The organism is Arthrobacter sp. YC-RL1 (genome assembly GCF_001454985.1).
In the GTDB taxonomy this organism is placed as follows: Bacteria; Actinomycetota; Actinomycetes; order Actinomycetales; family Micrococcaceae; genus Glutamicibacter; species Glutamicibacter soli.
In genome coordinates this window covers 1,428,524-1,453,650 of sequence record NZ_CP013297.1, presented here as the reverse complement: position 1 = coordinate 1,453,650, position 25,127 = coordinate 1,428,524, and the positions used below count along the sequence as shown (strand labels likewise).

Here is a 25,127-nt window from a genome sequence, read left to right as displayed (position 1 = left end):
GGCACGATAACCTAGAAGGGTGAGCTCACAAGTGTCTAAAATCTTCGTCGCCCGGCTGCTCGGGCTGGACGTCTTCGACCCCCTGGGCGACCGCCTGGGACGCTTGCGAGACGTCGTCGTGGTCTCCCGCGGACCCAAGAAGCCGCCGGCCTGCGTCGGCGTCGTGGTCGAGGTCCCCGGCAAGCGCCGCGTCTTCGTGCCCATGACCCGCATCCAGTCCATGGAATCCACGCAGATCATCTGCTCGGGCCTGGTCAACATGCGCCGCTTCCAGCAGCGCGGCCAGGAGCTGCTGGTCGTGGCCGAGCTGTTCGACCGCACCATCACCTTCACCGACGGCTCAGGCCGCGGCGTCATCGAGGACATCGGCCTGGCCCAGACCCGCCGCGGCGACTGGGAAATCAACCAGTACTACGTGCAGCGCGGCGTGGCAGCGCCGGGACTGCTGGGGCTGCGCAGCCGCAAGCGCGACAAGGTGCTGGTCTCCTGGGAGGACATCAGCCACGGCAACCAGAGCGAGCCGCAGTCAGCCGACACCTTCGTGGCCACGCACGACGACATGAAGGCCGCCGACTTCGCCGACGCGCTGCATGAGATGAACGAGAAGCGCCGCCTGGAAATCGCCGCGCACCTGCAGGACGAGCGCCTGGCCGACGTGCTGCAGGAGCTGCCTGACCGCGAGCAGGTGGAGATCCTCTCCGCGCTGGGCCTGGAGCGCGCCGCCGACGTGCTGGAGGAAATGGACCCGGACGACGCCGCCGACCTGCTCTCCGAGGTCTCCGAGGAAACCAAGCACCAGCTGCTGGAGCTCATGAACGAGGAGGAGGCCAAGGACGTGCGCCGCCTGCTGGCCTACCCGGAAGGCACCGCCGGCTCGGTGATGACCCCGGTTCCGGTGATCCTCACCCCCGAATCCACCGTCGCCGAGGCGTTGGCCTCGGTGCGCATGGAGGAGCTCTCCCCCGCCTTGGCCTCCACGGTGTACGTGGTGCGCCCGCCGCTGGAGACCCCCACCGGCCGCTACCTGGGCCAGGTGCACATCCAGGCGCTGCTGCGCGCCGCCCCGCCCGAACCGCTGGGCGACATCCTGGACACCGAGCTGGAGCCGATGTCCGACCTGGCGAACATCTCAGAAGTCGTGCGCCACCTGGCCACCTACAACCTGACCAGCGTCGGGGTGACCAACAAGGAGGGCCGCCTGGTCGGGGCGATCACCGTGGACGACGTGCTCGACCACATCCTGCCCGACGACTGGCGTTCGCAGGACTAAGAACTTTGGAACCGGCTCGCCGGTTCACCCGGCCCCGGCGCAGCCCGGAGCCGAACGACACAGATCAGTAGCAAAGGAGTTCACCACCATGGCTGAACAGCGCAAGACCAGTGGCCTGGACACTCCCCTTGCAGCCCGCAAACGCTTCTGGCCGAAGTTCTCCCCGGACCCCGACGCGTTCGGCTCCACGACGGAGAAGTTCGCGCGCTTCATGGGCACCCCGCAGTTCCTGCTCTACATGACGATCTTCTGCGCTTTCTGGCTGATCTGGAACTCCGTGGCCCCCGCGGCCTGGCGCTTCGACGACGCCTCCATCGGCTTCACCGCGCTGACCCTGATGCTCTCGCTGCAGGCCTCCTATGCCGCGCCGCTGCTGCTGCTGGCGCAGAACCGCCAGGACGACCGCGACCGCGTGTCGCTGTCCGAAGACCGGGCGCGGGCCGAACGCAACCTCTACGACACCGAGTACCTCACCCGCGAGCTGGCCAGCCTGCGCCTGGCGCTGCGCGATGTCGCCACGCGCGACTACGTGCGCTCGGAGCTGCGCAACGTGCTGGAGGAGCTGCTGGAAACCGCCGACGGCGAAGAGCTGAACCTGCGCGCTAAGCGCAAGTCCAAGGGCGGCAACCCGCAGACCGGCCTCATCGACACGGTGCAGCCGGGCCAGAATTCCAACCGAAAGAACATCTAGTCGTGAGTTCGAACGAAGCGCTGTTCAAGGCGCTGGCCACGGTCATCGACCCGGAACTGCGCCGGCCCATCACCGAGCTGGGCATGGTGGGCGGCGCCCGGCTGGACGGCACCCGCGCCGAGGTTACCATCCTGCTGACCATCGCCGGCTGCCCGCTGCGCTCCACCATCGAGACCGACGTGCGCGCGGCCCTGCTGCCGCTGCCGGGCGTGGACCAGGTCGAGGTGGTTCTGGACGTGATGAATCCGCAGCAGCGCGCGGCCCTGCGCGAGCAGCTGGCCGGCCGCCGCACCCCGTTCTCCGATCCCGCCTCGCTGACCCGCGTCATCGCGGTGGCCAGCGGCAAGGGCGGGGTGGGCAAGTCCTCCATCACCGCCAACCTGTCCAGCGCGCTGGCCGCCCGAGGCTTCAAGGTCGGGCTGATCGACGCCGACGTGCACGGCTTCTCCATCCCGTCGCTGATGGGCATCAACCAGAACCCCACGCGGGTGGATGACATGATCCTGCCGCCCGTGGCGCACGGGGTGAAGGTCATTTCCATCGGCATGTTCCTGGATTCGAACCAGCCGGTGATCTGGCGCGGGCCCATGCTGCACCGCGCGCTGGAGCAGTTCCTGTCCGACGTGTACTTCGGGGATCTGGACTTCCTGTTCCTGGACCTGCCGCCGGGCACCGGGGATATCGCGATCTCCGTGTCCCAGCTGCTGCCCAACAGCGAACTGCTGGTTATCACCACCCCGCAGTCAACCGCCACCGAGGTGGCCGAGCGCGCCGGCACCATTGCCTTGCAGACCAAGCAGAAGGTCATCGGCGTGGTGGAGAACATGAGCCACCTGCAAATGCCCGACGGCAGCAGGATGGAAATCTTCGGCTCCGGCGGCGGCGCCAAGCTCAGCGAATCGCTGAGCGACCAGCTGGGCTACTCGGTGCCGCTGCTGGCGCAGCTGCCCCTGGAGGAAGCCCTGCGCGAAGGCTCGGACCAGGGCACCCCGGTGGTGCTCTCCGCCCCGCAGTCCCCCAGCGCCATGGTGCTGTCCGCGCTGGCCGAATCATTGGGCCAGCGTCCCCGCGGCTTGGCCGGGCGCAGCCTGCCGATGTCAATCCAGTAGCGGCCGGGCAACATTCCCGGGCGGTCCGCGCGAAACGCACCGGAAGCTGACGAACGAGGCATAAAAAAGATCCCCGGCCCCGCAGTTTTCCAGCTGCAGGGCCGGGGATCTTTTGTCGCCTGTGGCGGATTCCCGCCTAGGTGGCTTCGTCGTCGAATGGGGCGCTCTCGTTCACGCCCAGCGGAGCCTGGGTGGCGGTGTGGGTGGCCACGGGGGTGCGCACCGGGGCTGCCTCGACCGAGGAAGGCTTGCCCTTGGCTACGTTGACCGCGTCGTCGAATTCGTCGATGAGCGCTTCCTTGATGATGCGCCGAGGGTCGTATTGGCGCGGATCCAGCTTGCGCCAGTCCATGTCGGCAACTTCGTCGCCGACTTCCTCGCGCAACTGCTCCTTGGCTCCGTTGGCCATGCGGCGAATTTCCTTGACGAGGTTCGCCAGCTTTTTGGCGTATTCAGGAAGCTTCTCGGGGCCGAGCACGACGACCGCGATAATGGCGAGAATAACGAACTCGCCGCCATTGATACCTAGAAAATCCACAACACCAAGATTACCTTGTCCGAGACCAACTCACTAAGCCACCGGCGTTGCGGCCGAAAGGTGTCCTAGCCCTGCGCCGCAGTGCGGCGGCCCAACGGAATGCGCGGCAGCGACATGGTCTTGGCCGGCTTGTTGGACGGGTTGCGGTGCGCCAGGGCATCGCGCAGCATCGCCCGTCCACGGTGGATGCGTGAACGCACGGTGCCAAGCTTCACTTCCAGGATGCGGGAAACTTCTTCGTACGAGAACCCTTCCATGTCACACAGGACGATTGCTGCCCTGAATTCCGGGCTCAGCGCCTTCAGCGCCGCCTGAACATCCACGTCGAGATTGTGGAATTCAAAGTAGCGCTCCGGGGAGAGCACCTCTCCTGGAAATCGGTCCTCGGATCCTTCGGCAAACCGGTCAAAGCGAATCTTGCTCTTCCGACGTGCCTGATCGAGGAACAGGTTGGTGGTAATGCGGTGCAGCCAGCCGCCCATGGTGCCCGGGGTGTACTTGTCCAGAGCCTTGAACGCACGGACGAATGCCTCCTGCGACAGGTCCTCGGCATCCTGGCGGTTTCCGGTGAGCCTGTAGGCCAGCCGGAAGACGCGCTCTCCATGCTCGTGAACCATCTGGTCCCAGGACGGAACCTCAGTCTCGAGGACTGCCACGTTGGCTGCTGAGTCATTTTGTGCATCATTCACACTTAAAGTATGTGCGCCGAAGCTGAGCTACAGCTAAGAATCGCCTGCGCGGAGGATATCAAGTTCTTCGGGGCAATGCCGGTCGTGTGGGTAACATTGGTGTTGTCCCGATACGCACGATCCCTAGGACTTGTCCCCGATGCCTTCCATGAATCCAGAACTTCTTGCGAGCTGGAGCTATGCCCAGACCCAGGTCCACGAGAAGGAGCACGTGGCGCAGGTTCGCGAGCGCTCTGCCGATCTGGGCGTGCGTTGCATCGATCCGGCCGGCCGCTCGATGCTCCAGGTGATCTGCTCGCTGCGCCAGCCGCGCAACCTCGTGGAGATCGGCCCCGGCGTGGGCGTGGCGTCGCTGGCGATGCTCGAAGTCCTAGGCCCGGAGAGCACGCTGACAGCCATCGAATCCAATCTTGAGCACGCCAATGCGATGCGCCAGTCGCTGCGCGAGGCCGGAGTTCCGTCGGCCCACGCGCGCATCATCAACGAGCGGGCCGAGAACGTGCTCTCACGCCTGGCGGACCACGCCTACGACCTGGTGCTGATCGACGCAGGTGCCGAGCTGCTGCTGGAATACGTGGCCGAAGCCAAGCGGCTGGTCGGCCCGCGCGGGGTCATCATCATCAACAACGCGTTCGACGAGCACCGGCTGTCCAAGCCGGCCGTGCGCCGCCCGTCCACGGTAGCCACCCGCGACGCGTTGCGTTTGCTGCGTGAGGACCCCAAGATCCAGACCCATTTGCTGCCCAGCGAGCAGGGGCTGTTCGTCGCTTCGGCGCTCCCGGCGGCCCGGGTGCGCTAAGAATCTTCCGCAACCACAAAAAGGACCGACAGATTGTCGGTCCTTACTTGTTTCGGCCGGCTTGCGAACCGGCGGCTCTAGCTATTCGGTGACATCAACCAGGCAGTTGCGCAGCTCAGTTGCTTCATCGTTGTTCAGCTCGACAACGAGGCGTCCACCGCCGTCAATTGGCAGTCGCAGGATCAGGCTTCGCCCCTCCTTGGTGACTTCCATCGGACCGTCACCGGTGCGTGGCTTCATCGCAGCCATGTAAGCAATTCCCTTCGTCCGTGGCTGGTACGGAGCGGCAAGTTCATTCGCCGTCCGCACAACCGCATGCCTGGCCCATCTTCAGGTGTAATTCATCTCTGATTAGGGGCCACTTGTCTCCTATTATTGCGAATTTTCCGCCGTGTCGCTAATCACACGCCGTGACTCGATGTCACGAATCACATTTTCCAGCCGGGTGATTTCCGCCGCGAGGACATCCAGGGTGTCGTCGACCTGGTCGCAGCGATAGCCGCGAAGACCCAGCGAGAAGCGCACCTTGTCGATATCGCTGGCCCGCGGATGCTCGGGCAGCAGCACCGGCGGCAGCGAGGCTTCCGGCTCCGCCAAACCCGCGATGGGTTCGGGAACCGCTTCGAAATGACGCCCCGCATCGGCGGCCCGACGACGCCCGGAAAGCAACAGGGCGGTCCCGCCGACGAGTAGCAGCGCAAGGAAAACCAGTACAAACGGCATCCAGCTAGCTCCTGTCCATTGACGGGCGCTTGGATGCCGCACGCTCTGCGTTCAGCACGATCTGCACCGCCTCGTCCGGATCATCGGTCACCGTGAACAGGTCGAGGTCGGTTTCCGAAATGCAGCGCTCTCTGGCCACCGTGTCCTTGAGCCACTGCACCAGGCCGCCCCAGTACTCGGTGCCCAGCAGGACGATCGGGAAACTCGTGATCTTCTGCGTCTGGACCAGCGTGAGCGCCTCGAATAGTTCATCCAAGGTGCCGAAACCGCCGGGCAGGACGATGAAGCCCTGCGAGTACTTGACGAACATGGTCTTGCGCACGAAGAAGTAGCGGAAGTTGATGCCCTTGTTCACCCAGGCGTTCAGCCCGGTTTCAAAGGGCAGTTCAATTCCCAGACCGATGGAAATGCCTTCGGCGTCGGCCGAGCCCATATTCGCGGCTTCCATGGTTCCCGGACCGCCGCCGGTAATCGTGGTGACGCCGGCCTTCGCCAGCAGCTCCCCCACGCGGTAGGCCTGTTTGTAGTAAGGACTGTCGGGATCCGTGCGCGCCGAACCGAACACGGCAACGGCAGGGCCGGTGCTGGACAGGGTGCCGAAACCGCTGACGAACTCGGACTGGATGCGCAACACGCGCCACACATCGGTATGCGTTACATCCGGTTGCGGGCTCTCAAGCAGGTAGCGGTCAAGCTGCTCTTCGGACTTCTTGCCAGGCCAGCTCGCCTCGACGTGCCTCCGTCCGCCAGCACGAGCACTCTCTTCACTCTTACGCTTATGAACCATAGCTTCACTCTATCTGCTGCGTGTCGCGTTCCACGTCAACCTTGGGGACGGTATTTAAGAACAGTTTGATAACAACTTGGTGTGACCTGAACGAATAGTCGCTTAGCGTGCGTCACATCGAGTAATGTCGAGAACATGAAAAGCGATCATCAGGCTCAAGCTTCTTCTGATGGCCCCATTGTCCGTCTGGCTGGGGTCAATAAGCACTTCGGTGCGCTGCACGTCTTGAATGACATCAACCTGGATGTCGTGAAGGGCGAGGTTGTCGTGATCCTCGGCCCTTCGGGCTCCGGCAAGTCAACCCTGTGCCGCGCCATCAATCGTTTGGAGACGATCGACGACGGCACCATCACCATCGACGGGAAGAAGCTTCCCGAAGAAGGCAAGGCGCTGGCCCGGCTGCGGGCCGATGTCGGCATGGTGTTCCAGTCCTTCAACCTCTTCGCGCACAAGACCATCCTCGAGAACGTGACCCTCGGGCCGATCAAGGTCAAGGGCATGAAGAAATCCGCGGCGGACAAGCTGGCCATGCAGCTGCTCGAACGCGTCGGCGTCGCCAACCAGGCGGCCAAGCTGCCGGCTCAGCTCTCCGGCGGCCAGCAACAGCGTGTAGCCATCGCGCGCGCCTTGGCCATGCGGCCGAAGGTGATGCTGTTCGACGAACCGACCAGTGCGCTGGACCCGGAAATGATCAACGAGGTCCTGGACACCATGGTCTCGCTCGCCCGTGAAGGCATGACCATGCTGGTGGTGACCCACGAGATGGGTTTCGCCCGCAAGGCCGCGGACCGCGTGATTTTCATGGCAGACGGGCAGATCGTCGAACAGGCCACCCCGGAAGAATTCTTCACCAATCCCCAGAGTGCGCGAGCCAAGGATTTCCTCGGCAAGCTCATCACCAACCACTAGCTCTCATCACCCACTCACCAGGAGGAACAATGCGGAAAAATCGTTTTGGCGCAATTGCTGCAATGGCGGCCGTCGCGGCTCTGACCCTGACCGCCTGCGGCGGCTCTGACAACGCCGGCGACGAAGGCGGCGACAAGGTTCGCATCGGCATCAAGTTCGACCAGCCGGGCCTCGGCTTCCAAGACGGCAGCTCCTACACCGGCTTCGACGTCGATGTCGCCAAGTACGTGGCCAACGAGCTGGGCTACTCGGAAGACAAGATCGAATTCGTCTCGGCCCCGTCGGCCAACCGCGAAACCCTGCTGGAGACCAACCAGGTCGACATGATCTTCGCGACCTACACCATCAACGACAAGCGCAAGGAACGCGTCGCGTTCGCCGGCCCGTACTTCATCGCCGGCCAGGACCTGCTGGTCCGCGCCGATGACAGCTCGATCACCGGCAAGGACTCGCTGAACGGCAAGAAGCTGTGCTCGGTCACCGGCTCGACCTCGGCCGAGAACGTCAAGAAGGACGTACCCGGTGTGAGCTTGGTTGAGCAGCAGGGTTACGCAGACTGCTTGGGCCTGCTGGAGACCGGCAGCATCGACGCCATCACCACCGATGACATCATTCTCGCCGGCCTGGCAGCGACCTCCGCCAACAAGGGCAAGTTCAAGGTTGTCGGCAACCCATTCTCCGAGGAGCCGTACGGCGTGGGTCTGAACAAGACCAACGACAAGTGCGAGTCCATCAACACGGCGATCAAGAAGATGATCGATTCCGGCGAGTGGCAGAAGGCCTTGGACAAGAACACCGAAGGCACCGGCTACAAGGCCTCGGATCTGAACCCGCCAACCAAGTTCGAAGCCTGCAGCTAACTTCTTAGCTAGACCCTCGACCTGCGGTGCTGCACCGGACTGCGAAGCCCGGGTGCAGCACCGCAGGCAACCAGCTCATCCATCTACCAAGGAGAACAAGCCGTGCAAGGCTATTTGAGTCTTTGGGATGAATACGGTGCGCGCATCATGGAGTCCTTCTGGGCCAACCTGCAGCTCACCTTCTGGGCGTTTATTGCCTGCGCAATCCTGGGCACGATTCTCGCAATCATGCGAATTTCGCCAATCCCCAGCCTGCGAGCATTCGGCACCGCCTATGTAAACATCTTCCGAAACACCCCGCTGACCATCATCATGACCTTCGGCGTCCTGGTCTTGTTCGGCGTCTTCCAGCTCCAGCTGTCCGATGATTTCAATTTCAACTTCTTCCAGATAGCCATCATCGGCCTGACCATCTACCATGCGGCGTTCTTCTGCGAAGCCATCCGCTCGGGCGTGAACACCGTTCCGCTGGGCCAGGCCGAAGCCGCCCGCGCCATCGGCTTGGGCTTCCTGCCGGCCGCGCGGCTAGTCATTCTCCCGCAGGCATTCCGCGGGGCCATCGTTCCCATGGGCAACGTGCTCATCGCATTGATCAAGAACACCACGGTCGCCCTGGCAGGCTCCGTGGCCGAGATCTCGGGCCTCATGAAGACCATGATCGAGTACCGGGCCGACCAGGGCATCCTGATCTTCCTGACCATCGCCCTCATGTTCGTGGTCATCGTGGTGCCGATCGGCATACTGGTGACCTGGCTGTCCAAGAAGCTGGCGGTGGCACGATGAGCGCGGCAAAGCAGTCGGTCCTCTTCGACGCCCCGGGGCCCAAGGCCAAGCGGCGCATCCTGCTGATCAACATCCTCGGTGTGCTCGCCCTGCTGGGTTTGCTCGTCTATCTGGTCCTCGGCCTGAAATCCGCAGGACAACTGGCACCGGAGAAATGGAATGTCTTCCTCAAGGGCGGGGTCTGGAGCAACTTCATCCTGCCGGGTCTGCTCAAGACCCTGCAGGCGGCCGCGATCTCCATCGTGACCTCGTTGCTCTTCGGCTTCATCTTCGGCATGGGGCGCCTGTCCCACAACAAGGTGATCGACTGGATCAGCACGATCGTCGTCGAGTTCTTCCGTGCGGTCCCGGTCCTGCTGATGATGCTGTTCCTGTGGATCATGCTCGCCCGCTCCGGCTGGGTGGAACCCCAGGATTCGCCGTTCTACGCGGTGGTCATCGGCCTGACACTGTACAACGGTTCCGTCATTGCCGAGCTGATCCGCTCGGGCGTGCATGGGCTGCCGCGGGGGCAGCGCGAGGCGGGCATCGCCATCGGCCTGACCCGCAGCCAGAGCTTGCGCCTGATCGAGATTCCGCAGGCGTTGACCGCCATGCTGCCGGCCTTGATCAGCCAGTTCATCGTGATCCTGAAGGACTCCGCGCTGGGTTACATCATCAATTTCAACGAGCTGCTGTTCAACGGCAAGCTGGTGGGTACCGGCAACTCGAACATGTTCCAGTCGCTGGTCATCGTTGCGGCGATCTTCATCATCCTGAACTTCGCCCTGTCCAAGCTGGCTTCCGTGGTGTCCTCGCGGCTCAGCTCGCGCGGCCAGCTCTGATTCCTCGCCGACCGCACAAAGACCTCGGGTCGCGTTCCCTTGCGGAACGTGACCCGAGGTCTTTAATCTTCACGCCTAGCCGAGCCAAGAGCGCAGCGAGGACAGGCAGTCCCGGATCGCCTGCTGCGGCACGTGTTCATCGTCCGAGTGCGCCAGCAGCGCATCCCCGGGGCCGAAGTTCACCGCGGGAACGCCGAGGGCGGAGAAGCGGGCGACATCGGTCCAGCCGTACTTCGGCTTGGGCTCCTGGCCCAGGATGGAGATCAGCTCGGCGGCGATCTCCTGGTCCAGGCCCGGGCGGGCGCCGTTGGAGCCGTCGGTGCGTTCGATGTCGAAGCCCTCGAACAGCTCCAGCACCACGGCTTCGGCCTGCTCCAGGGTCTTGTCCGGGGCGAAGCGGTAGTTCACCTCCACCTCGCAGTGGTCCGGGATCACATTGCCGGCCACTCCCCCGGTGATGCGCACCGCGTTCATGCCTTCGCGGAATTCCAGGCCTTCGACGTTGATGGTCTGCGGCTGATACTCGGCCAGCCGGCGCAGCACCTGAGAGGCATCATGGATCGCGTTGTGCCCCATCCAGGCGCGGGCCGAATGCGCGGCGGTGCCGTGGGTGCGGATCACGAAGCGGCTGGTGCCGTTGCAGCCGCCTTCCACCGTGCCGTTGGTGGGCTCGAGCAGTATCGCAAAGTCGGCGGCCAACAGCTGGGGGCTGTTGCGGGCAAGGCGTCCCAGGCCGGACTTGGATGCGGCGACTTCCTCGTGGTCGTAGAAGATGTAGGTGATGTCGTGCTTCGGCTCGGTGAGCTCGGCGGCCAGCGCCAGCTGCACTGCGACCCCGCCCTTCATGTCGGTGGCGCCCCGCCCGTAGAGCACCCCGTCGATCACCTGCGCCGGGACGGTGCCCCTGGCTCCGTCGGTGCGTGGCAAGGGCACGGTGTCCAGATGGCCGGCCAACACGACGCGGCGGTCGCGGCCCAGGGTGGTGCGGGCGACGATCGAGTCCCCGTCACGATGCACCTCGAGGTGGTCGAATTCCAGCAGCGCGGCGTACACCTTGTCGGCCAGTTCCTGCTCGTTGCCGGAGACCGAATTGATGTTCATGAGCTGCTCAGTCAGCACTGCAACGTCCTGCCGCAGGTCTAGGTCGTTCACGGTATTCATGGTCCTACAATCATCGCTTCACTAGCTTGTCATCTAACAACGTTACCTTTCCCATCAGCGATACGATCAGTGTATGACTTCAGAACCTGTGACCTCATCCAGCGAATCCTCCGTACGATTGGCATCAGGCCACGGCCTTGCCACCATCGCCGCCGACGGCACCGTCCTGGACGTGTGGTACCCGGCACCGACGCTCGGTGAACTCGCAGCAGCGGAACAGCTCGCCGGCGAACTGGCCGCCGCCGCGGCCGACGATGCCGCCCGCGGCACCACGCAGAAGGTCGTGTCCCTGACCATCAACCTGGACGTCGCCCCGGCGGATACCGCCGATGTCTGGCTGCGCCTGCACCTGCTTTCGCACCGTTTGGTGCAGCCGAACACCATCAACCTGGACGGCATCTTCGGCCACCTGGCCAACGTGGCGTGGACCAACTTCGGCCCGTGCCAGGTCGAGAACTTCGAAATGACCCGGCTGAAGCTGCGCAGCCGCGGCAACGTCGACGTGTACGGCGTGGACAAGTTCCCACGCATGGTCGACTACGTCATGCCATCGGGTGTGCGCATCGCCGACGCTGACCGCGTCCGCCTCGGCGCGCATCTGGCCGCGGGCACCACCGTGATGCACGAGGGCTTCGTGAACTTCAATGCCGGAACCCTGGGCGCTTCCATGGTCGAGGGCCGCATTTCCGCCTCGGTCGTCGTGGGCGATGGCTCGGACGTGGGCGGCGGCGCGTCCATCATGGGCACACTCTCCGGCGGCGGCAAGGAGCGCATCGTCATCGGCGAACGTGTGCTGCTCGGAGCCAATGCAGGCGTGGGTATTTCCATCGGCGACGACTCGGTGGTGGAGGCCGGCCTGTACGTCACCGCCGGCACCCGTATCGCCCTCGGCGGGAAAACCGTCAAGGCCCTGGAGCTTTCCGGCGTGCCGAATCTGCTCTTCCGCCGCAACTCGATTTCCGGAGCCGTCGAGGCCCTGCCGCGCGCAGGCCAGACTGTGGAGCTGAACGACGCGCTGCACGCCAACTAGGCTGGCGCTGCACCGAATATCGAGGCCGGAGAACCCCACCATGCGGGTTCTCCGGCCTCTTTTCTCCTGCAGCGCATTCGGCTAAATCGGAAAGATGATGGTGACCATGGGCTGGAGAAAACCCTGAAATGCCGTTGAGTCGCGCAGGAGCGCCGAACTGGCCAGGATCGTGGATCCTCCGGTCAGCCAGGCCCTCGGCTCCTTCAGGGGCACCTCAATTACGTTGATCTGCTTTTCCTCCGCAACCGGCGCATGCTCGATGCCCCGTTCGATCAGCAGCTGTTCAATTTCGTCCATGCGGTCCGGGATGTAGTCCTGGCTGCGCCGTTCGAAGTCTTCGGCATGCTGGTGGGCGAACAACGTTGCCTGGCCGTAGTGCGGCCGGGCCAGCCGGGCTAGCTCGGGATACCCGTTGACCTCAAGCCACTCCAAGAGATTGTCAGGAACCTGGACCGGAGTTTGCGGGGAGGTATCGCGAGTTGTCAGCGAATCCCACCATGAGCTCCATTCCTGCTTGATCTGCCCATGCTCTGAATGCGAACCGGTGCGTTCCTTGACGTCCGGTTCGAGTCTGCAGTTCGGACCTACCTCGGCGGGATTCACGCCTGCCAGCTCCCGCAGATACAGGGCCATCAGCAGATGAGGATCTGTATATATGCTCAGCGACCAGTTATTACCACGACGAAAATACATCCAAACCACCTGACATGCCGACGTGTCGAAAGCATCCCCATAACGACACAATACGCCTGATTCCGGGGTTAAAACAGCGTTGGGCCGGGACCCCATTGCGGATGGAGTCCCGGCCCAACGGCTGGGTACAGGCTACCTGGCGGTCTTAGACGCCCGGGTAGTTGCGGGCGGTTTCGCCCATGTACAGCTGGCGCGGACGGCCGATCTTGGTTTCCGGATCGCTGATCATTTCGCGCCACTGGGCAATCCAGCCCGGCAGGCGGCCGATGGCGAACAGCACGGTGAACATCTTCTCCGGGAAGCCCATCGCGGTGTAGATCAACCCGGTGTAGAAGTCCACGTTCGGGTAGAGCTTGCGCGAGATGAAGTAATCGTCGTTCAGTGCCTTCTCTTCAAGGCTCATCGCGATATCGAGCAGCTCGTTGTTGCCCTGCTTGGCCAGCAGGTCGTGGGCGGTCTGCTTGATGATCTTCGCGCGCGGATCGTAGTTCTTGTACACGCGGTGGCCGAAGCCCATCAGGCGGACGCCGTCTTCCTTGTTCTTGACCTTCTCCATGAAGGTCTCAGGAGCGATGCCCTGGGCCTTGATGTCGCGCAGCATGCGCAGCACTGCCTCGTTGGCGCCGCCGTGGGCGGGGCCGGACAGGGCGTGGATGCCTGCGGACACCGAAGCGAACAGGTTGGCGTCCGAGGAGCCGACCAGGCGGACGGTGGAGGTCGAGCAGTTCTGCTCGTGGTCTGCGTGCAGGATCAGCAGCAGGTCAAGTGCCTTGACCATTTCCGGATCCAGCTCGTATGGCTCGGCGGCGGTGCCGAAGCACAGGCGCAGGAAGTTCTCGACCATGTTCATCGAGTTGTCCGGGTACAGCAGAGCCTGACCGATGGACTTCTTGTGGGCGTAGGCCGCCAGTACCGGCAGCTTGGCCAGCAGGCGCAGGGTCGAACGCTCAACCTGTTCGTTGTCCGATGGGTCCAGCGAATCCTGGTACCAGGTTGACAGGGCCGAAACGGCCGAGGACAGCACCGGCATCGGGTGTGCATCGCGCGGGAAGCCGCCGAAGAAGCCCTTGAGCTCTTCATGCAGCAGGGTGTGGCGGCGCAGGCTGCCATCGAAGTTTGCCAGCTGCTCAGGGGTCGGCAGTTCACCGTTGATCAGCAGGTAGGAGACCTCGGTGAAGCTGGAGTGCTCTGCCAGCTGCTCGATCGGGTATCCGCGGTAACGCAGGATGCCGGCATCGCCATCGATGTAAGTAATTGCGGACTTGGTAGCCGCGGTGTTCATGAAGCCAGGGTCGTAGGTGACGTTACCGGTGGTCTTCAAAAGTGGTGCTACGTTGAATCCATTGTTGCCCTCGGTAGCCGGGATAACCGGCAGTTCGAGATTGGACCCGTTGAATTGTAGCTGTGCAGACGTCGTGTCTGTCATTGCATCTCCTAACCGGAAAGCGTGTAGTTCCGAAAGGTCAGTCGTCACCCTAGAACATACCGTGATATGTCCCCATGGCGCTAATCAGGGTGTCATGTTCAGCGGTTGACGGAAGAATTCAAGCGCTCAACGGCAGCGGTGATCCTCTCATCGCTGGCCGTCAGTGCGATGCGTACGTGCTGCTCGCCGGCGGTGCCGTAGAAAACACCGGGACCTGCGACAATTCCCAACTCTGCCAGGCGCTGGATGGTTTCGAAGCTTGGCCGTTGCTCGGTGCACCAGAGGTACAGGCCGGCGACCGAATCATCAATCTGCAGTCCGAAGTTCCGCAGCGCCGGCGCCAGCGCTTCGCGGCGCGCCCGATAGATATCGTATTGCACCCTGACATGCTCTTCATCGCCCAGGGCGACGACCATTGCGTGCTGGATCGGGCCCGGGACGATCATCCCGGTATGCTTGCGGCTGTTGACCAGCTCAGGCATGAGATTCGGCGCACCGGCGATGAAGGCCGCGCGGTAGCCGGCAAGATTCGACTGCTTGGACAGCGAGTACAGGGCGAACAGGTTATCGAGGTTTCCCCCATTGACGCGAGGGTCAAGGATGCTCGGCACCTGGCCGCGGACGTCGTCCCAGCCCAGTTCGGCGTAGCATTCGTCCGAGGCCACCACGGCGCCCAGCTCGCGGGCCTGCCGGACGATGTCGGCCAGGTCCTGCACATCGCGGACCTTGCCGGTCGGGTTGCCCGGGGAGTTCACCCAGATGAGCTTGACCTTGGCCAGCTGCTCGTCGGTCAATTCAGACAGGTCGTCGGTCGCGACGGGGGTGGCGCCCACCAGCTGCGCGCCGATGTCGTAGGTCGGGTACGCGATCTTCGGACGCACCACGATGTCGCCGGCCCCGAGGCCTAGGAACAACGGCAGCCAGGCCACCATTTCCTTGGAGCCCACGGTGGGCATCACGTCGTCCAGTCCCAGCCCGGTCACGTTGCGGCGGCGGGCGAACCAGTCGACAATCGCCTGGCGGACTTCGGTGGTTCCGTGGGTCGTCGGGTAGCCGTGGGAATTCGCGGCCGAGGCCAGCGCGTCCTGGATGATCTGCGGCGTGTCGTCGATCGGCGTGCCGATGGACAGATCCACGACCCCGCCTGGGTGTTGCGCCGCCAGCTCGCGGTACGGCGCGAGCTGGTTCCAGGGGTAATCGGGGAGCTGAAGCATGAAGCGAAACCTAGCCTTGGTTCTGTGGTGGCAAGGCGCCGATCAGCGGGTGATCGGTGCCGGTGTTTCCAATCTTAGCGGCGCCGCCCGGCGAGCCAAGCTCGTCGAAAAATTCGACGTTTGCCTTGTAATAGTCGGCCCACTCGTCCGGCACGTCGTCTTCGTAGTAGATGGCCTCCACCGGGCACACCGGCTCGCAGGCGCCGCAGTCCACGCATTCGTCCGGGTGGATGTAAAGCGAACGGTCACCTTCGTAAATGCAATCAACCGGGCATTCTTCGACGCACGCCTTGTCTTTAACGTCGACGCACGGCTGAGCGATGATGTAAGTCACGGGAGCTGCGACCTTTCCTTGCACAAAGTGGTTTCAACAAAAGCCTGTTGGATCACAAGATGCTCATTGAATCCGGGACAAGCTCAAACTACAGTCTAGTCCTGTTGCCAAGACAACCAAGACCCCCTCGTTCACCTGTGACGTAACCGACGATTCACATTTCGGCTAGCATCGCGGTAGATGAATTCTTTTTACGGATCGTGACTTCAAAATGCTGAATTTCAACGAGTTGACCACCGACGATCGCATTGTGCTGCGCTACCGGCTCGCAACGCAGACCGATGCGGGAGAGTCGCTGACCGACGCCTTGGGAACGGTCCTGCAGGTCTCCGACACCCAGATCGTCCTGCAGACCCGCAGCGGCCCGGTCGCGGTGCGGCGTTCAGCCATCACGCACGCCAAGCGCATCCCGCCGGCTCCCGTGCGGCGCAGCCGCTCGCCCAGGACTCCCGGAGCCTAGCAACCCTCCGAGCTACGCGGTACCCTGTGATTCCAGCGGGAGCCCGGCGCAGCGCCTCCAGCTCCTTGCCGCCATCCAGGATCCGGAGGCCGAAAGCAGAGCATGGCGCATATCCTCGTGGCGTCCTCGCCGTTCGCCGGACATGTCCGCCCCACCCTCGCAGTAGCCGAGGCGCTGCTCCTGCGCGGGCACCGGGTCACCGCCTATACCGGACGGCGCTACGCCCGGGACTTCGAAGCGCTGGGCTGCCGCATCCTGCCCTGGCAGGCGGCCACCGACTACGACGAGCGCAACCTCGCCGCGTCCTTTCCCCAGCTGCCATCCACCGGCCGCAGAGCGGTGTTCGCCAATCTGGAGCACGTGTTCATCGGCAATGCCCCTGGCCAGCTCGACGATCTGCGACGGGCCCACGCCGCGCGCCCCTTCGACATCCTGGTCGGCGAGCAGATGATGCTGGGCGCCGGAATGCTGGCGGAACTCCAGTCCCTGCCGTGGGCCAGCCTCTCGGTGCTTCCCCTGTCGCTGCCCAGCCGGAACCTGCCGCCGTCGGGGTTGGGCTTGCAGCCGTTGCCCGGAGCCCTTGGCCATGCCAGGGATGCGCTCCTGCGCCGGGTCACCCGCCGGGTGATGCGCCCGTTGGACGCCGCCCTGGCCGAAGTGCGCAAGCAAGCCGGGCTGCCGGAGCACCAGCTGTTCGAACAGGCAGGATTCTCCACGCAGCTGACGATCGCCCATGGAGCGCCCGGCATCGAGTTCCCCCGCCCGGATCTTCCCGGGTACGTGCACTACGCAGGGCTGCTGGCCCGGCCGATAGTTCACGCCGGCCCCGAGCCGGACTGGCTGCGGGAAGTCCGGTCCTTCAAGGGGCCCGTGGTGCTGGTGACCCAGGGGACGCTGAACACCGACCCGCAAGAGCTGCTGCAACCGGCCCTGGACGCGCTGCGGGACGAGGACCTGCTGGTGGTGGCCAGTTCGGCGGGCCGGAGCGTGCAGCGGATCCCGCCGAACGCCCGGGTCCACGAGTTCCTGCCGTTCGGTGACCTGCTGCCGATGGCATCCTGCGCCGTCACCAACGGCGGGTGGGGCGGGGTGCTGCAGATGGCCGCCGCCGGCGTACCAATGGTGGTGGCCGGCGGCACCCTGGACAAGCCCGAGGTCGCAGCCCGCGTCGCCTGTGCTGGCCTGGGTCTCGACTTGCGCACCGGAACTCCCACGCCGCGGAAGATCCTGAGGGCGGTGCGCTCGATTCTCGCCGAACCAGGCTTCCGGACCAGGACCGCCGCCGTGGGCGACCAGCTGCACCGGCTGGGCGGGGCGCCGAGGGCCGCAGAGCTGATCGAGTCGCTCGCGCCGGGCGCATCCCCGCGGGTACCGTAGGCCGCAGGCTTGGCCCGCTGCGCGACATGTGATTTGAAACTGCCAATCACTGAGCGGTTTTCGCGTATGCTGGCATCATGCCAACCGATGAGCTTGCCCAGGCCCGTGCACGCGCGCTCAGTTCCCCGCTGAGACTGCGGATCCTGCGCCTGTGCCTGCACGAGTCGCGGACCAACAAGGAAATCGCGGACCTCCTCGAACTGAATCCGGCGACCTCGCTGCACCATGTGCGCACGCTGGTGAGCAGCGGCTTCCTGGAAGCCGAGGAGCCGCGCAAGGGCAACCGCGGCGCCAAGGAAGTCCCCTACCGCAGCACCAAGCTTTCCTGGGGCACCCGCATCCCGGACGCGGCCCCGCTGCTGGTGGATACGTTCCTGCAGGAAATCAACGGCCTGACCCCGCAGGAGATGCAGGTGGTCCGCGTGGGGCTGAAGCTCGGCGAGAAGTCCCAGAAGGAAATGATGGCCCGGCTGCGCGCGGTCATCGAGGACTATGCGATGCGCGAGCCAGAAGAAGACGGCGTGCCTACCTCGCTCTTCCTGGCCCATCATCTGGATCTGACGGGCAACAGCCGCACCGAGAATTAGACGCGGATTAGCCGCCAAAAAAAATGGTGTTCCTCCCGAGGGGAGGAACACCGTTTTTCTATGGCTTGCGGTTGGCTTTGCGCAGCACCCGCAGCGCGCTCATCAGGGCGATGACCGCCGGGATGACCATGCCGTACATCCACAGCAGCGACGCGAGCGTCGGGCCCGGCAGGAACTTGAAGTATCCCGCGCTGAGCAGCATCTGGTCGTTGCCGACGTAGGAGATCACTCCCACCGTGACATAGCAGCCGATGAATGCCACCGCGCCGGCCCACATCTTGCCCGAGGCCACGACGGCCCAGTAGACCAGCAGCCCCAGCAGCAGCCAGGCCAGGCCGACACCCCAGATGATCGGGGTGTCGCCCGCGTAGAACAGCGAGGCATGGATGCCGGTGCCGAACAAGCCGGTCGCGAGGGCGGCAACCACCGCGCGCCACAGCGCGCCGAGGCTGCCGCCAGTGGCAGGTCGCTTGCTAGGCGCGAGCGCGGGCACGGGATGCCTTGGCGCGATCGTTCGCGTTCAGCAGCACCTTGCGGATGCGGATGGCCTCCGGGGTGACCTCGACGCACTCGTCTTCGCGGGCGAATTCGAGCGACTCTTCAAGGGTTAGGGTCTGCGGCGGGGTCAGGTTCTCGAACGAGTCCGAGGAAGCCGCACGCATGTTGGTGAGCTTCTTTTCCTTGGTGATGTTCACGTCCATGTCATCGGCGCGCGAGTTCTCGCCCACGATCATGCCCTCGTAGACCTCTTCGGTCGGCTTCACGAAGAAGCTCATGCGCTCCTGCAGGTTGATCATGGCGAACGGAGTCACCACGCCGGCGCGGTCGGCGACGATCGAGCCGTTGATGCGGTACTCGATCGGGCCTGCCCATGGCTCATAGCCTTCGGCCAGGGAGGAGGCGATGCCTGCGCCGCGGGTTTCGGTCATGAAGCGGGTGCGGAAGCCGATCAGGCCGCGGGCTGGAACCATGAATTCCATGCGGACCCAGCCGGTGCCGTGGTTGGCCATGTTGGTCATGCGGCCCTTGCGCGAAGCCATCAGCTGGGTGATGGCGCCCAGGTACTCTTCCGGCACGTCGATGGTCATGTGCTCCATCGGCTCGTGGACCTTGCCGTCGATCATCTTGGTGACAACCTGCGGCTTGCCCACGGTCAGCTCGAAGCCTTCGCGGCGCATCTGCTCCACGAGGATGGCCAGGGCCAGTTCGCCACGGCCCTGGACTTCCCAGGCATCCGGACGCTCGGTCGGCAGGATGTTCAGCGATACGTTGCCGATCAGTTCCTTGTCGAGGCGGTCCTTGACCTGGCGTGCGGTGACCTTGGCGCCCTTGACCTTGCCGGCCAGCGGCGAGGTGTTGATACCGATGGTCATGGAGATTGCCGGCGGGTCGACGGTGATCAGCGGCAGCGGCTTCGGGTTCTCCAGATCGGTGAGGGTCTCGCCGATCATGATGTCCTCGATGCCGGCGACTGCGACGATCTCGCCCGGGCCGGCCGATTCGGCTGGAACGCGGGTCAGGCCCTTGGTGGCCAGCAACTCGGTGATCTTGACCTGCTTCTGGGTGCCGTCCTGGCGGGCCCAGGCAACCTGCTGGCCCTTGCGCAGGGTGCCGTTGAAGATGCGCAGCAGTGCCAGGCGGCCGAGGAACGGCGAGGCGTCCAGGTTGGTCACGTGGGCCTGCAGCACTTCGCCCTCGGTGTAGGTCGGGGCAGGAACGTGCTTGATGATGGTCTCGAACAATGGCTCGAGGTCCTCGTTGTCCGGCAGCGAGCCGTCGGCTGGCTGGTTCATCGAGGCGTAGCCGGCCTTGCCCGAGGCGAAGACGACTGGGACGTTCAAGATGGCGTCCAGGTCCAGGTCAGGTGCTTCGTCGGCCAGATCGGAGGCCAGGCCCAGCAGCAGGTCCATGGAGTCGGAGATGACGCCGTCGATGCGGGCATCCGGGCGGTCGGTCTTGTTGACCACGATGATCACCGGAAGGTTCGCGGCCAGGGCCTTGCGCAGCACGAAGCGGGTCTGCGGCAGCGGGCCCTCGGAAGCGTCAACCAGCAGCACCACGCCGTCAACCATGGACAGGCCGCGCTCGACCTCGCCGCCGAAGTCGGCGTGGCCCGGGGTGTCGATGATGTTCATGGTCATCTGCTTGCCGTTGGCGGCCGGGCCGCTGTAGAACACGGTGGTGTTCTTGGCAAGGATGGTGATGCCCTTTTCGCGCTCCAGCTCGCCCGAGTCCATCACGCGGTCTTCGGTTTCACCGTGGCTGTCGAAAGCGCCGGTCTGCTGAAGCATTGCGTTGACCATGGTGGTCTTGCCGTGGTCGACGTGCGCAACGATTGCTACGTTGCGCAGTTCTTCGCGGCTCGTGATGTTATCTGACATGCGTGAAGGCTCACTTCTGCTCGAGTTAAGGGTCAATGGAGTCGGGGCCAAAGTCGACCCAGCTATTTATTCTACGCTCTCATGGCAAGCCAACCGGGGAGGTGTGTCAAAACATACAGAAAAAAGCACGCAGCATCCGGGTGAACCCGCGGGTTCAGGCGATCGGCACCCAGAATCGCAGGTGGGCGGTTCCGTCCCCGTCAACGACTTGAGGGCGTTGCGCGTCGGGAACTCCCCCGCAGCGCAGGATGGTGGCGCGCGATCCGACGTTGCCGGCGGCGCAGGTGATCAGCGCCCTCTGGACCCCGGCCGCGCGCAGCTCGTCCAGCCCGAAACGGCACAGCGCCCCGGCGACTCCCTGCCGGCGCGCCTCGGGCAGCACCCCGTAGCCGAGGTGCCCGCCCAGATGCTCCAGGGAGGAGTTCAATGCGTAGCGCACCGACACCCGTCCCAGGAGCCAGCCGTCCTGGTCCACCGCGACGAACAGGGCCGAGCGGACCCAGCCCTCGGGAACGTGCTCCCCGCGCCGCCCGGCATTCATCCGGTACACGTAGTCCGCCCAGTTTCCCTTCTCCGTCCAGGAGGGCAGGAATTCAAAGTCGTCGGCCAGCAGCGCGTGGTGCGCGTCGATGGCCTGCTGCTCGTCGGCGTCGGTGAGTTCGCGAAACGCCAGTTCGCCCAATACGTCCATGGATCCAGTATCCCAGCCGGCCGCTGGCCCGCGTCGTCAATAGGCCAGCGCCTCGCCGCGCACCTGCTGGTACCACTCCAGGGTGCCGCCGGACAGGTTCAGCACCTGCGCCCCGGCCGGCTGCGGGCCCAGCGCCTGGGCGGCGCGCAGCGAACGGGCCCCGCTCTTGCAGGCGAGCACCACGTGGGTGGCGCCCTGGGCGGGGATCGCGTCCCAGCCGCGGGAGAGCACCTGATCCAGCGGCACGTGCACGCTGCCGGTGATGGCGGCGATCTGCCGTTCCCAGTCCTCGCGCACGTCGATGACCAGCACCCGGCCCGGCGCCGCTTGGCTGCCTCGCAGGGTTTCCAGCTCCGCCGCGCCCAACTGGCCAACGGCCGGGGCCAGGGCGCAGGATTCCTGCGCGTAGTTCCCCAGCTTGCGCACCCGGGCACGCTGCGGGTCGCGTTCGAAGGACAGGGTGCGCACCCCGGCGCTCAGCGCGTCGTAGAGCCAGAGCTTGCCGGAGAGGGTTTCACCGGTTCCGGTGATCAGCTTCAGCGCCTCGACGGCCATGATCGAGCCGACCACCCCGCACAGGGCGCCGAACACGCCGCCCTCGGCGCAGCTGGGTACCGAGTCCGCGTCCGGGATCTCCGGGAACAGGTCGCGCAGCATCGGCCCGGTGCGCGGGTCGAACACCGAGACCTGGCCGGAGAACTGGAACAGCGTGCCCCACACCAGCGGGGTTCCGGTCAGCTCGGCGGCGTCGTTTGACAGGTAGCGGGTGGCGAAGTTGTCGCTGCCGTCGATCACCAGGTCGTAGCCGGCGAACAGCTCCAGCGCGTTGTCCGGGGTCAGCCGCTGCCCCAGGGGAACCACCAGGACCTGGTCGTTCAGCTGCGCCGCCAGCCGGGGCACCGAGTCGACCTTGCGCGCCCCGACGTCCGACTGGCGGTGCATGATCTGGCGCTGCAGGTTGGACAGCTCCACGGTGTCGTCGTCCATGACCGCCAGCGTGCCCACGCCGGCGGCGATCAGGTAGCTGGAGATCGGGCTGCCCAGTCCCCCGGCGCCGATGACCAGCACGCGCGCGGCGGCGATGCGGCGCTGGCCTTCCTCCCCGACCCCGGGCAGGGTCAGGTGCCGGGAATAGCGGGCCAGCTGGGCAGGGTCCAGCGCGGTGCGCGGTGCGACCAGCGGTGCGCGGCCGCTCACGAGAAGTCCCCGATCAGCGCCTGCATCATTCCCTCGCCCGGGGAGGAGGCCAGCGCGGTGTCGCGCACCGGGATGCGCCCCGCCAGCCGGGCGGCGCGTCCGGCGCGCACGGCGTCGCGCATCGCGGCGGCCATCAGCGGGGCGTTGTGGGCGCGGGTCACGGCGCTGGCCAGCAGCACCGCGTCGCAGCCCAGCTCCATCGCCTTCGCGGCGTCGGAAGCGGTACCCACCCCGGCATCCAGGATCACCGGGACGGTGGCGCGGGAGACGATGGTGGCGATGTTGTGCGGGTTCAGGATGCCCAGCCCGGAGCCGATGGGCGCCCCGGCCGGCATGACCGCCGCGACCCCGGCGTCCTGCAGCCGGGCGGCCAGCGCAGGGTCGTCGTTGGTGTAGGCGAAGACCTCGAAGCCGTCGGCGACCAGCTGCTCGGCGGCGGCGAACAGCTCCAGCGGGTCGGGCAGCAGGGTGTGCTCGTCGGCGATCACCTCCAGCTTCACCCAGTTCGTTTCCAGCGCCTCGCGCGCCAGGTGGGCGGTGAGGATCGCGTCGCGGGCGGTGAAGCAGCCAGCGGTATTCGGCAGCGCGGCGATGCCGTGGCGCTGCAGCAGCTCGTACACGCTGGCCGAGCCGCCGGCCGAGTAGTGCCGGATGGACACCGTGGTCAATTCGGTGCCGGAGAGCGCGAGCGCCTGCTCCAGGGTGCTCAGCGAGGTGGCCCCGCCGGTGCCCAGGATCAGCCGGGAGCCGAAGCTGCGCCCTGCCACCTCGAAGGCGTCGTTGACGGCATCCAGCTCGGTGAGGTCCGCGGCGGCGGTGGTTTCAGTGGTGTTCTGCGTGCTGCGCTGCATTGGTTCAGCCTCCCTGGGCGGCGGTGACGAGTTCGACGGTGTGGCCGGCGGCCAATTCCCGCTGCGCCCAAGCGCTGCGCGGGACCACCGCGCCGTTCACGGCGACGGCCAGGCCCAGCTTGGTGCCGTCGGCGGCCTGGCCCTGTTCGTCAAGTTCGCGGCCCAAGTGCGAAGAGACCAGATCGCGCAGGGTGGAACCCTGCTGGATCGTGGTGGGGGTTGAGTTCAGCGTGATGTCGATGGTCATGGGTGCAGCTCCATTCGGGTCGGTGCAAGTCGTGAAGGATCGGTTCGGGACGGTTCAGCTCGGGAAAGTCCTGCCGGGTCCGGCGCACTCCCGCCGCTGAAGCGCGCGGGGTCCACGGCCCGGGCGTGCTCTGCGTGCGGCGGCTGGCTCAGGACCAGGTCCGCGGTCAGCGAGGAGCCGAACGGGGTGAGCAGCACCCCGTGGCGGGAATAGCCGGTGGAGAGCACCATTCCGTCATCCAGCCGCCCGATCAGCGGCCGGTCGTCGGGGGTGCCGGGCCTGGCGCGGGCGATGACCTCGTTCAGCGAGCAGTCGACGATCCCGGGCACCAGGCGGCGGGCGTTGTCCAGCAGCTTGTGCATCTGCCCGATGTTGACCGCCTCGTTGCCGTCCTCGCGGCTGCTGGCGCCCAGCACCAGCGAGCCGTCCGCGCGCGGCACCAGGTAGACCGGGTCGCGATGCACGATCCCGCGCACCGTGTGCGTGAGCAGCCGCGGGCCCGCAGGGCCCTGCAGCCGGAAGATGTCCCCGTAGACCGGGCGCAGCGGAAGTTCCGGCGTCCCGGCCACGGTGCCCAGGCCCGCGGCGAGCACCACCTGGTCCGCCTCGATGATCCGGCCGCTGCGGGTACGCACCGCGTGGGTGGTCCCGGCACGCTGCAGCAGCTCGACGGCCGGTTCGCGCACCAGCTGGGCGTCCAGGTGCCCGGCCAGGATCGCCACCACGGAGCGCGGGTCGATCTGGTGGTCCCCGGCGCAGCGCACCGCGCCGGCGATGTTGCTGGCCAGCGCCGGTTCCAGCCGGCGGGCGGCGCTGGGCAGCAGGGTCTGCGCGCTGAAGCCCAGGGACGTCTGCAGCTGCACCAGCTCGTGCAGGGCGTCGCGGTCGGCCGGTTCGGCGGCGACCACCAGGGTTGCGTTCTGCAGGTAGTCCGGGCGCCGGCCGGTGGCCTGCTCGATGCGCTGCACGAAGTCCGGGTAGGCCTGGTTGGAGGCGCCGAGCAGCTCGTGCAGGATTCCGTGGCCCCAGGTGGTTTCGGCGGCTGGGGCGAGCATGCCGGCCGCGGCGCGGCTGGCCCCCTGCCCGGGATCCGGGTCGATGACGGTGACCTCGCAGCCGCGCGAACGCAGTTCGAAGGCGGTGGACAAGCCGATGATCCCGGCCCCGATGATGGCAACGTGCAACGACGGCACTTCCTTCCTACGGCGGCATGACCCGCATCAGGTGTAGCGGTCGGCTCGGTGCCCTCTCAGCCTGGTCGGTTCAGGCTCCCGCGGAGTTGAAGCGATTATAGGCATGAGCTGCACCACAAATGCCAACTCTGCGCCGCGGGCGCGTCATCTTCGCGCGCGGCGCAGCCGGTCCGGGAGTCCCGGGCGCGCCTCGTTCCAAGGTGCCGGATGGGTAAATCCTCAAAGATCCATGAGTTCGTTTGCCCGCGCCCCGGCTCGTACGGAAGCGTTGCGTGAAGGCGCCCGGAACCGGGCGGCACCGCA

At 65.4% G+C, this 25,127-nt stretch carries 29 protein-coding genes and 1 riboswitch; of the genes, 12 read left to right on the top strand and 17 right to left on the bottom strand.

Going from position 1 to position 25,127, the window contains the following annotated elements; all coding sequences use genetic code 11:
* Positions 1-19: 19 nt before the first annotated feature.
* The 3 genes from ATC04_RS06875 to ATC04_RS06865 all read left to right on the top strand — a co-directional run bounded on the left by ATC04_RS06875 (position 20) and on the right by ATC04_RS06865 (position 3,070).
* Positions 20-1,270 (top strand): CBS domain-containing protein, encoded by a 1,251-nt coding sequence (locus tag ATC04_RS06875; RefSeq protein WP_047119557.1) that lies wholly within the window; start codon positions 20-22, stop codon positions 1,268-1,270.
* Between the two features lie 88 nt (positions 1,271-1,358).
* Complete coding sequence (locus tag ATC04_RS06870; protein ID WP_047119558.1) at positions 1,359-1,961, top strand: DUF1003 domain-containing protein; 603 nt, start codon at positions 1,359-1,361, stop codon at positions 1,959-1,961.
* Positions 1,962-1,963: 2 nt separating this feature from the next.
* Complete coding sequence (locus ATC04_RS06865; RefSeq protein WP_047119559.1) at positions 1,964-3,070, top strand: Mrp/NBP35 family ATP-binding protein; 1,107 nt, start codon at positions 1,964-1,966, stop codon at positions 3,068-3,070.
* Positions 3,071-3,206: 136 nt separating this feature from the next.
* Here ATC04_RS06865 and ATC04_RS06860 read toward each other — a convergent pair whose 3' ends face one another.
* Entirely contained in the window at positions 3,207-3,608 is a 402-nt protein-coding gene (locus ATC04_RS06860; RefSeq protein WP_047119560.1) for a sec-independent translocase, read from the bottom strand.
* A gap of 65 nt (positions 3,609-3,673) precedes the next feature.
* Positions 3,674-4,297: an RNA polymerase sigma factor SigE gene (gene sigE, locus ATC04_RS06855; RefSeq protein ID WP_047119561.1), complete on the bottom strand. Its 624-nt coding sequence runs from the start codon at positions 4,295-4,297 to the stop codon at positions 3,674-3,676.
* A 148-nt stretch (positions 4,298-4,445) separates the two neighbouring features.
* On the opposite strand from sigE, the gene ATC04_RS06850 reads away from it, so the two are divergent.
* Complete coding sequence (locus tag ATC04_RS06850; RefSeq protein ID WP_047120813.1) at positions 4,446-5,096, top strand: class I SAM-dependent methyltransferase; 651 nt, start codon at positions 4,446-4,448, stop codon at positions 5,094-5,096.
* 81 nt (positions 5,097-5,177) lie between these two features.
* On the opposite strand, the gene ATC04_RS18765 is transcribed toward ATC04_RS06850, so the two are convergent.
* From ATC04_RS18765 to ATC04_RS06840, 3 genes are all read right to left on the bottom strand, one after another.
* A complete protein-coding gene (locus ATC04_RS18765; protein ID WP_082123932.1) occupies positions 5,178-5,345 on the bottom strand; it encodes a DUF3117 domain-containing protein in 168 nt (55 codons plus the stop codon).
* 123 nt (positions 5,346-5,468) lie between these two features.
* Positions 5,469-5,819 (bottom strand): DivIVA domain-containing protein, encoded by a 351-nt coding sequence (locus tag ATC04_RS06845; RefSeq protein ID WP_047119562.1) that lies wholly within the window; start codon positions 5,817-5,819, stop codon positions 5,469-5,471.
* Positions 5,820-5,823: 4 nt separating this feature from the next.
* Entirely contained in the window at positions 5,824-6,606 is a 783-nt protein-coding gene (locus tag ATC04_RS06840; RefSeq protein WP_047119563.1) for a TIGR00730 family Rossman fold protein, read from the bottom strand.
* 177 nt (positions 6,607-6,783) lie between these two features.
* Here ATC04_RS06840 and ATC04_RS06835 point away from each other — a divergent pair, with 177 nt between their 5' ends.
* From ATC04_RS06835 to ATC04_RS06820, 4 genes are all read left to right on the top strand, one after another.
* Positions 6,784-7,515, top strand: a complete 732-nt coding sequence (locus ATC04_RS06835) for an amino acid ABC transporter ATP-binding protein (protein ID WP_181728028.1) — start codon at positions 6,784-6,786, stop codon at positions 7,513-7,515.
* A gap of 29 nt (positions 7,516-7,544) precedes the next feature.
* The gene (locus ATC04_RS06830; protein ID WP_047119565.1) at positions 7,545-8,375 is read left to right on the top strand and encodes a glutamate ABC transporter substrate-binding protein; all 831 of its coding nucleotides are present in this window, start codon (positions 7,545-7,547) and stop codon (positions 8,373-8,375) included.
* Positions 8,376-8,477: 102 nt separating this feature from the next.
* Positions 8,478-9,158, top strand: coding sequence for an amino acid ABC transporter permease (locus tag ATC04_RS06825; RefSeq protein WP_047119566.1), 681 nt, complete (start codon positions 8,478-8,480; stop codon positions 9,156-9,158).
* A complete protein-coding gene (locus ATC04_RS06820; protein ID WP_047119567.1) occupies positions 9,155-9,982 on the top strand; it encodes an amino acid ABC transporter permease in 828 nt (275 codons plus the stop codon). Before ATC04_RS06825 ends, ATC04_RS06820 begins: the two co-directional genes overlap by 4 nt.
* Before the next feature lie 75 nt (positions 9,983-10,057).
* On the opposite strand, the gene dapE is transcribed toward ATC04_RS06820, so the two are convergent.
* Positions 10,058-11,143, bottom strand: coding sequence for a succinyl-diaminopimelate desuccinylase (gene dapE, locus ATC04_RS06815; RefSeq protein ID WP_047119568.1), 1,086 nt, complete (start codon positions 11,141-11,143; stop codon positions 10,058-10,060).
* Between the two features lie 73 nt (positions 11,144-11,216).
* Between dapE and dapD the strand changes: the two genes are divergently transcribed.
* Positions 11,217-12,173, top strand: a complete 957-nt coding sequence (gene dapD, locus ATC04_RS06810; RefSeq protein ID WP_047119569.1) for a 2,3,4,5-tetrahydropyridine-2,6-dicarboxylate N-succinyltransferase — start codon at positions 11,217-11,219, stop codon at positions 12,171-12,173.
* 81 nt (positions 12,174-12,254) lie between these two features.
* Here the strand turns inward: dapD and ATC04_RS06805 are convergent, their stop codons facing one another.
* The 4 genes from ATC04_RS06805 to fdxA all read right to left on the bottom strand — a co-directional run bounded on the left by ATC04_RS06805 (position 12,255) and on the right by fdxA (position 15,840).
* On the bottom strand, positions 12,255-12,806 hold the full coding sequence (locus tag ATC04_RS06805; protein ID WP_047119570.1) for a hypothetical protein: 552 nt from the start codon (positions 12,804-12,806) through the stop codon (positions 12,255-12,257).
* A gap of 205 nt (positions 12,807-13,011) precedes the next feature.
* Positions 13,012-14,292 carry a citrate synthase gene (locus ATC04_RS06800; RefSeq protein WP_047119571.1) on the bottom strand — a complete coding sequence of 427 codons (1,281 nt, stop codon included), beginning with the start codon at positions 14,290-14,292 and terminating at the stop codon, positions 13,012-13,014.
* 98 nt (positions 14,293-14,390) lie between these two features.
* Positions 14,391-15,506: a succinyldiaminopimelate transaminase gene (gene dapC / locus ATC04_RS06795; RefSeq protein WP_047119572.1), complete on the bottom strand. Its 1,116-nt coding sequence runs from the start codon at positions 15,504-15,506 to the stop codon at positions 14,391-14,393.
* 10 nt (positions 15,507-15,516) lie between these two features.
* On the bottom strand, positions 15,517-15,840 hold the full coding sequence (gene fdxA, locus ATC04_RS06790) for a ferredoxin (RefSeq protein ID WP_047119573.1): 324 nt from the start codon (positions 15,838-15,840) through the stop codon (positions 15,517-15,519).
* Between the two features lie 211 nt (positions 15,841-16,051).
* Here fdxA and ATC04_RS06785 point away from each other — a divergent pair, with 211 nt between their 5' ends.
* The 3 genes from ATC04_RS06785 (at position 16,052) to ATC04_RS06775 (ending at position 18,264) form a co-directional block, all read left to right on the top strand.
* Complete coding sequence (locus tag ATC04_RS06785; protein ID WP_047119574.1) at positions 16,052-16,300, top strand: hypothetical protein; 249 nt, start codon at positions 16,052-16,054, stop codon at positions 16,298-16,300.
* Positions 16,301-16,402: 102 nt separating this feature from the next.
* Positions 16,403-17,677: a glycosyltransferase gene (locus tag ATC04_RS06780; protein ID WP_047119575.1), complete on the top strand. Its 1,275-nt coding sequence runs from the start codon at positions 16,403-16,405 to the stop codon at positions 17,675-17,677.
* Between the two features lie 77 nt (positions 17,678-17,754).
* Positions 17,755-18,264 carry a helix-turn-helix domain-containing protein gene (locus ATC04_RS06775; RefSeq protein ID WP_047119576.1) on the top strand — a complete coding sequence of 170 codons (510 nt, stop codon included), beginning with the start codon at positions 17,755-17,757 and terminating at the stop codon, positions 18,262-18,264.
* Positions 18,265-18,322: 58 nt separating this feature from the next.
* Here the strand turns inward: ATC04_RS06775 and ATC04_RS06770 are convergent, their stop codons facing one another.
* From ATC04_RS06770 to thiO, 7 genes are all read right to left on the bottom strand, one after another.
* The gene (locus ATC04_RS06770) at positions 18,323-18,757 is read right to left on the bottom strand and encodes a hypothetical protein (protein WP_047119577.1); all 435 of its coding nucleotides are present in this window, start codon (positions 18,755-18,757) and stop codon (positions 18,323-18,325) included.
* A complete protein-coding gene (gene typA, locus ATC04_RS06765; RefSeq protein WP_047119578.1) occupies positions 18,738-20,645 on the bottom strand; it encodes a translational GTPase TypA in 1,908 nt (635 codons plus the stop codon). Before typA ends, ATC04_RS06770 begins: the two co-directional genes overlap by 20 nt.
* Positions 20,646-20,799: 154 nt before the next feature.
* A complete protein-coding gene (locus tag ATC04_RS06760; protein ID WP_047119579.1) occupies positions 20,800-21,336 on the bottom strand; it encodes a GNAT family N-acetyltransferase in 537 nt (178 codons plus the stop codon).
* 36 nt (positions 21,337-21,372) lie between these two features.
* Positions 21,373-22,533 (bottom strand): ThiF family adenylyltransferase, encoded by a 1,161-nt coding sequence (locus ATC04_RS06755; protein ID WP_047119580.1) that lies wholly within the window; start codon positions 22,531-22,533, stop codon positions 21,373-21,375.
* Positions 22,530-23,384: a thiazole synthase gene (locus tag ATC04_RS06750; protein ID WP_082123933.1), complete on the bottom strand. Its 855-nt coding sequence runs from the start codon at positions 23,382-23,384 to the stop codon at positions 22,530-22,532. Before ATC04_RS06750 ends, ATC04_RS06755 begins: the two co-directional genes overlap by 4 nt.
* Before the next feature lie 4 nt (positions 23,385-23,388).
* Positions 23,389-23,631: a sulfur carrier protein ThiS gene (gene thiS, locus ATC04_RS06745; RefSeq protein ID WP_231735927.1), complete on the bottom strand. Its 243-nt coding sequence runs from the start codon at positions 23,629-23,631 to the stop codon at positions 23,389-23,391.
* On the bottom strand, positions 23,628-24,824 hold the full coding sequence (gene thiO / locus ATC04_RS06740; protein ID WP_231735926.1) for a glycine oxidase ThiO: 1,197 nt from the start codon (positions 24,822-24,824) through the stop codon (positions 23,628-23,630). The genes thiS and thiO overlap by 4 nt, the downstream gene beginning before the upstream one ends.
* Positions 24,812-24,916: riboswitch (TPP riboswitch) on the bottom strand. (Overlaps the previous gene by 13 nt.)
* Positions 24,917-25,127 lie beyond the last annotated feature (211 nt).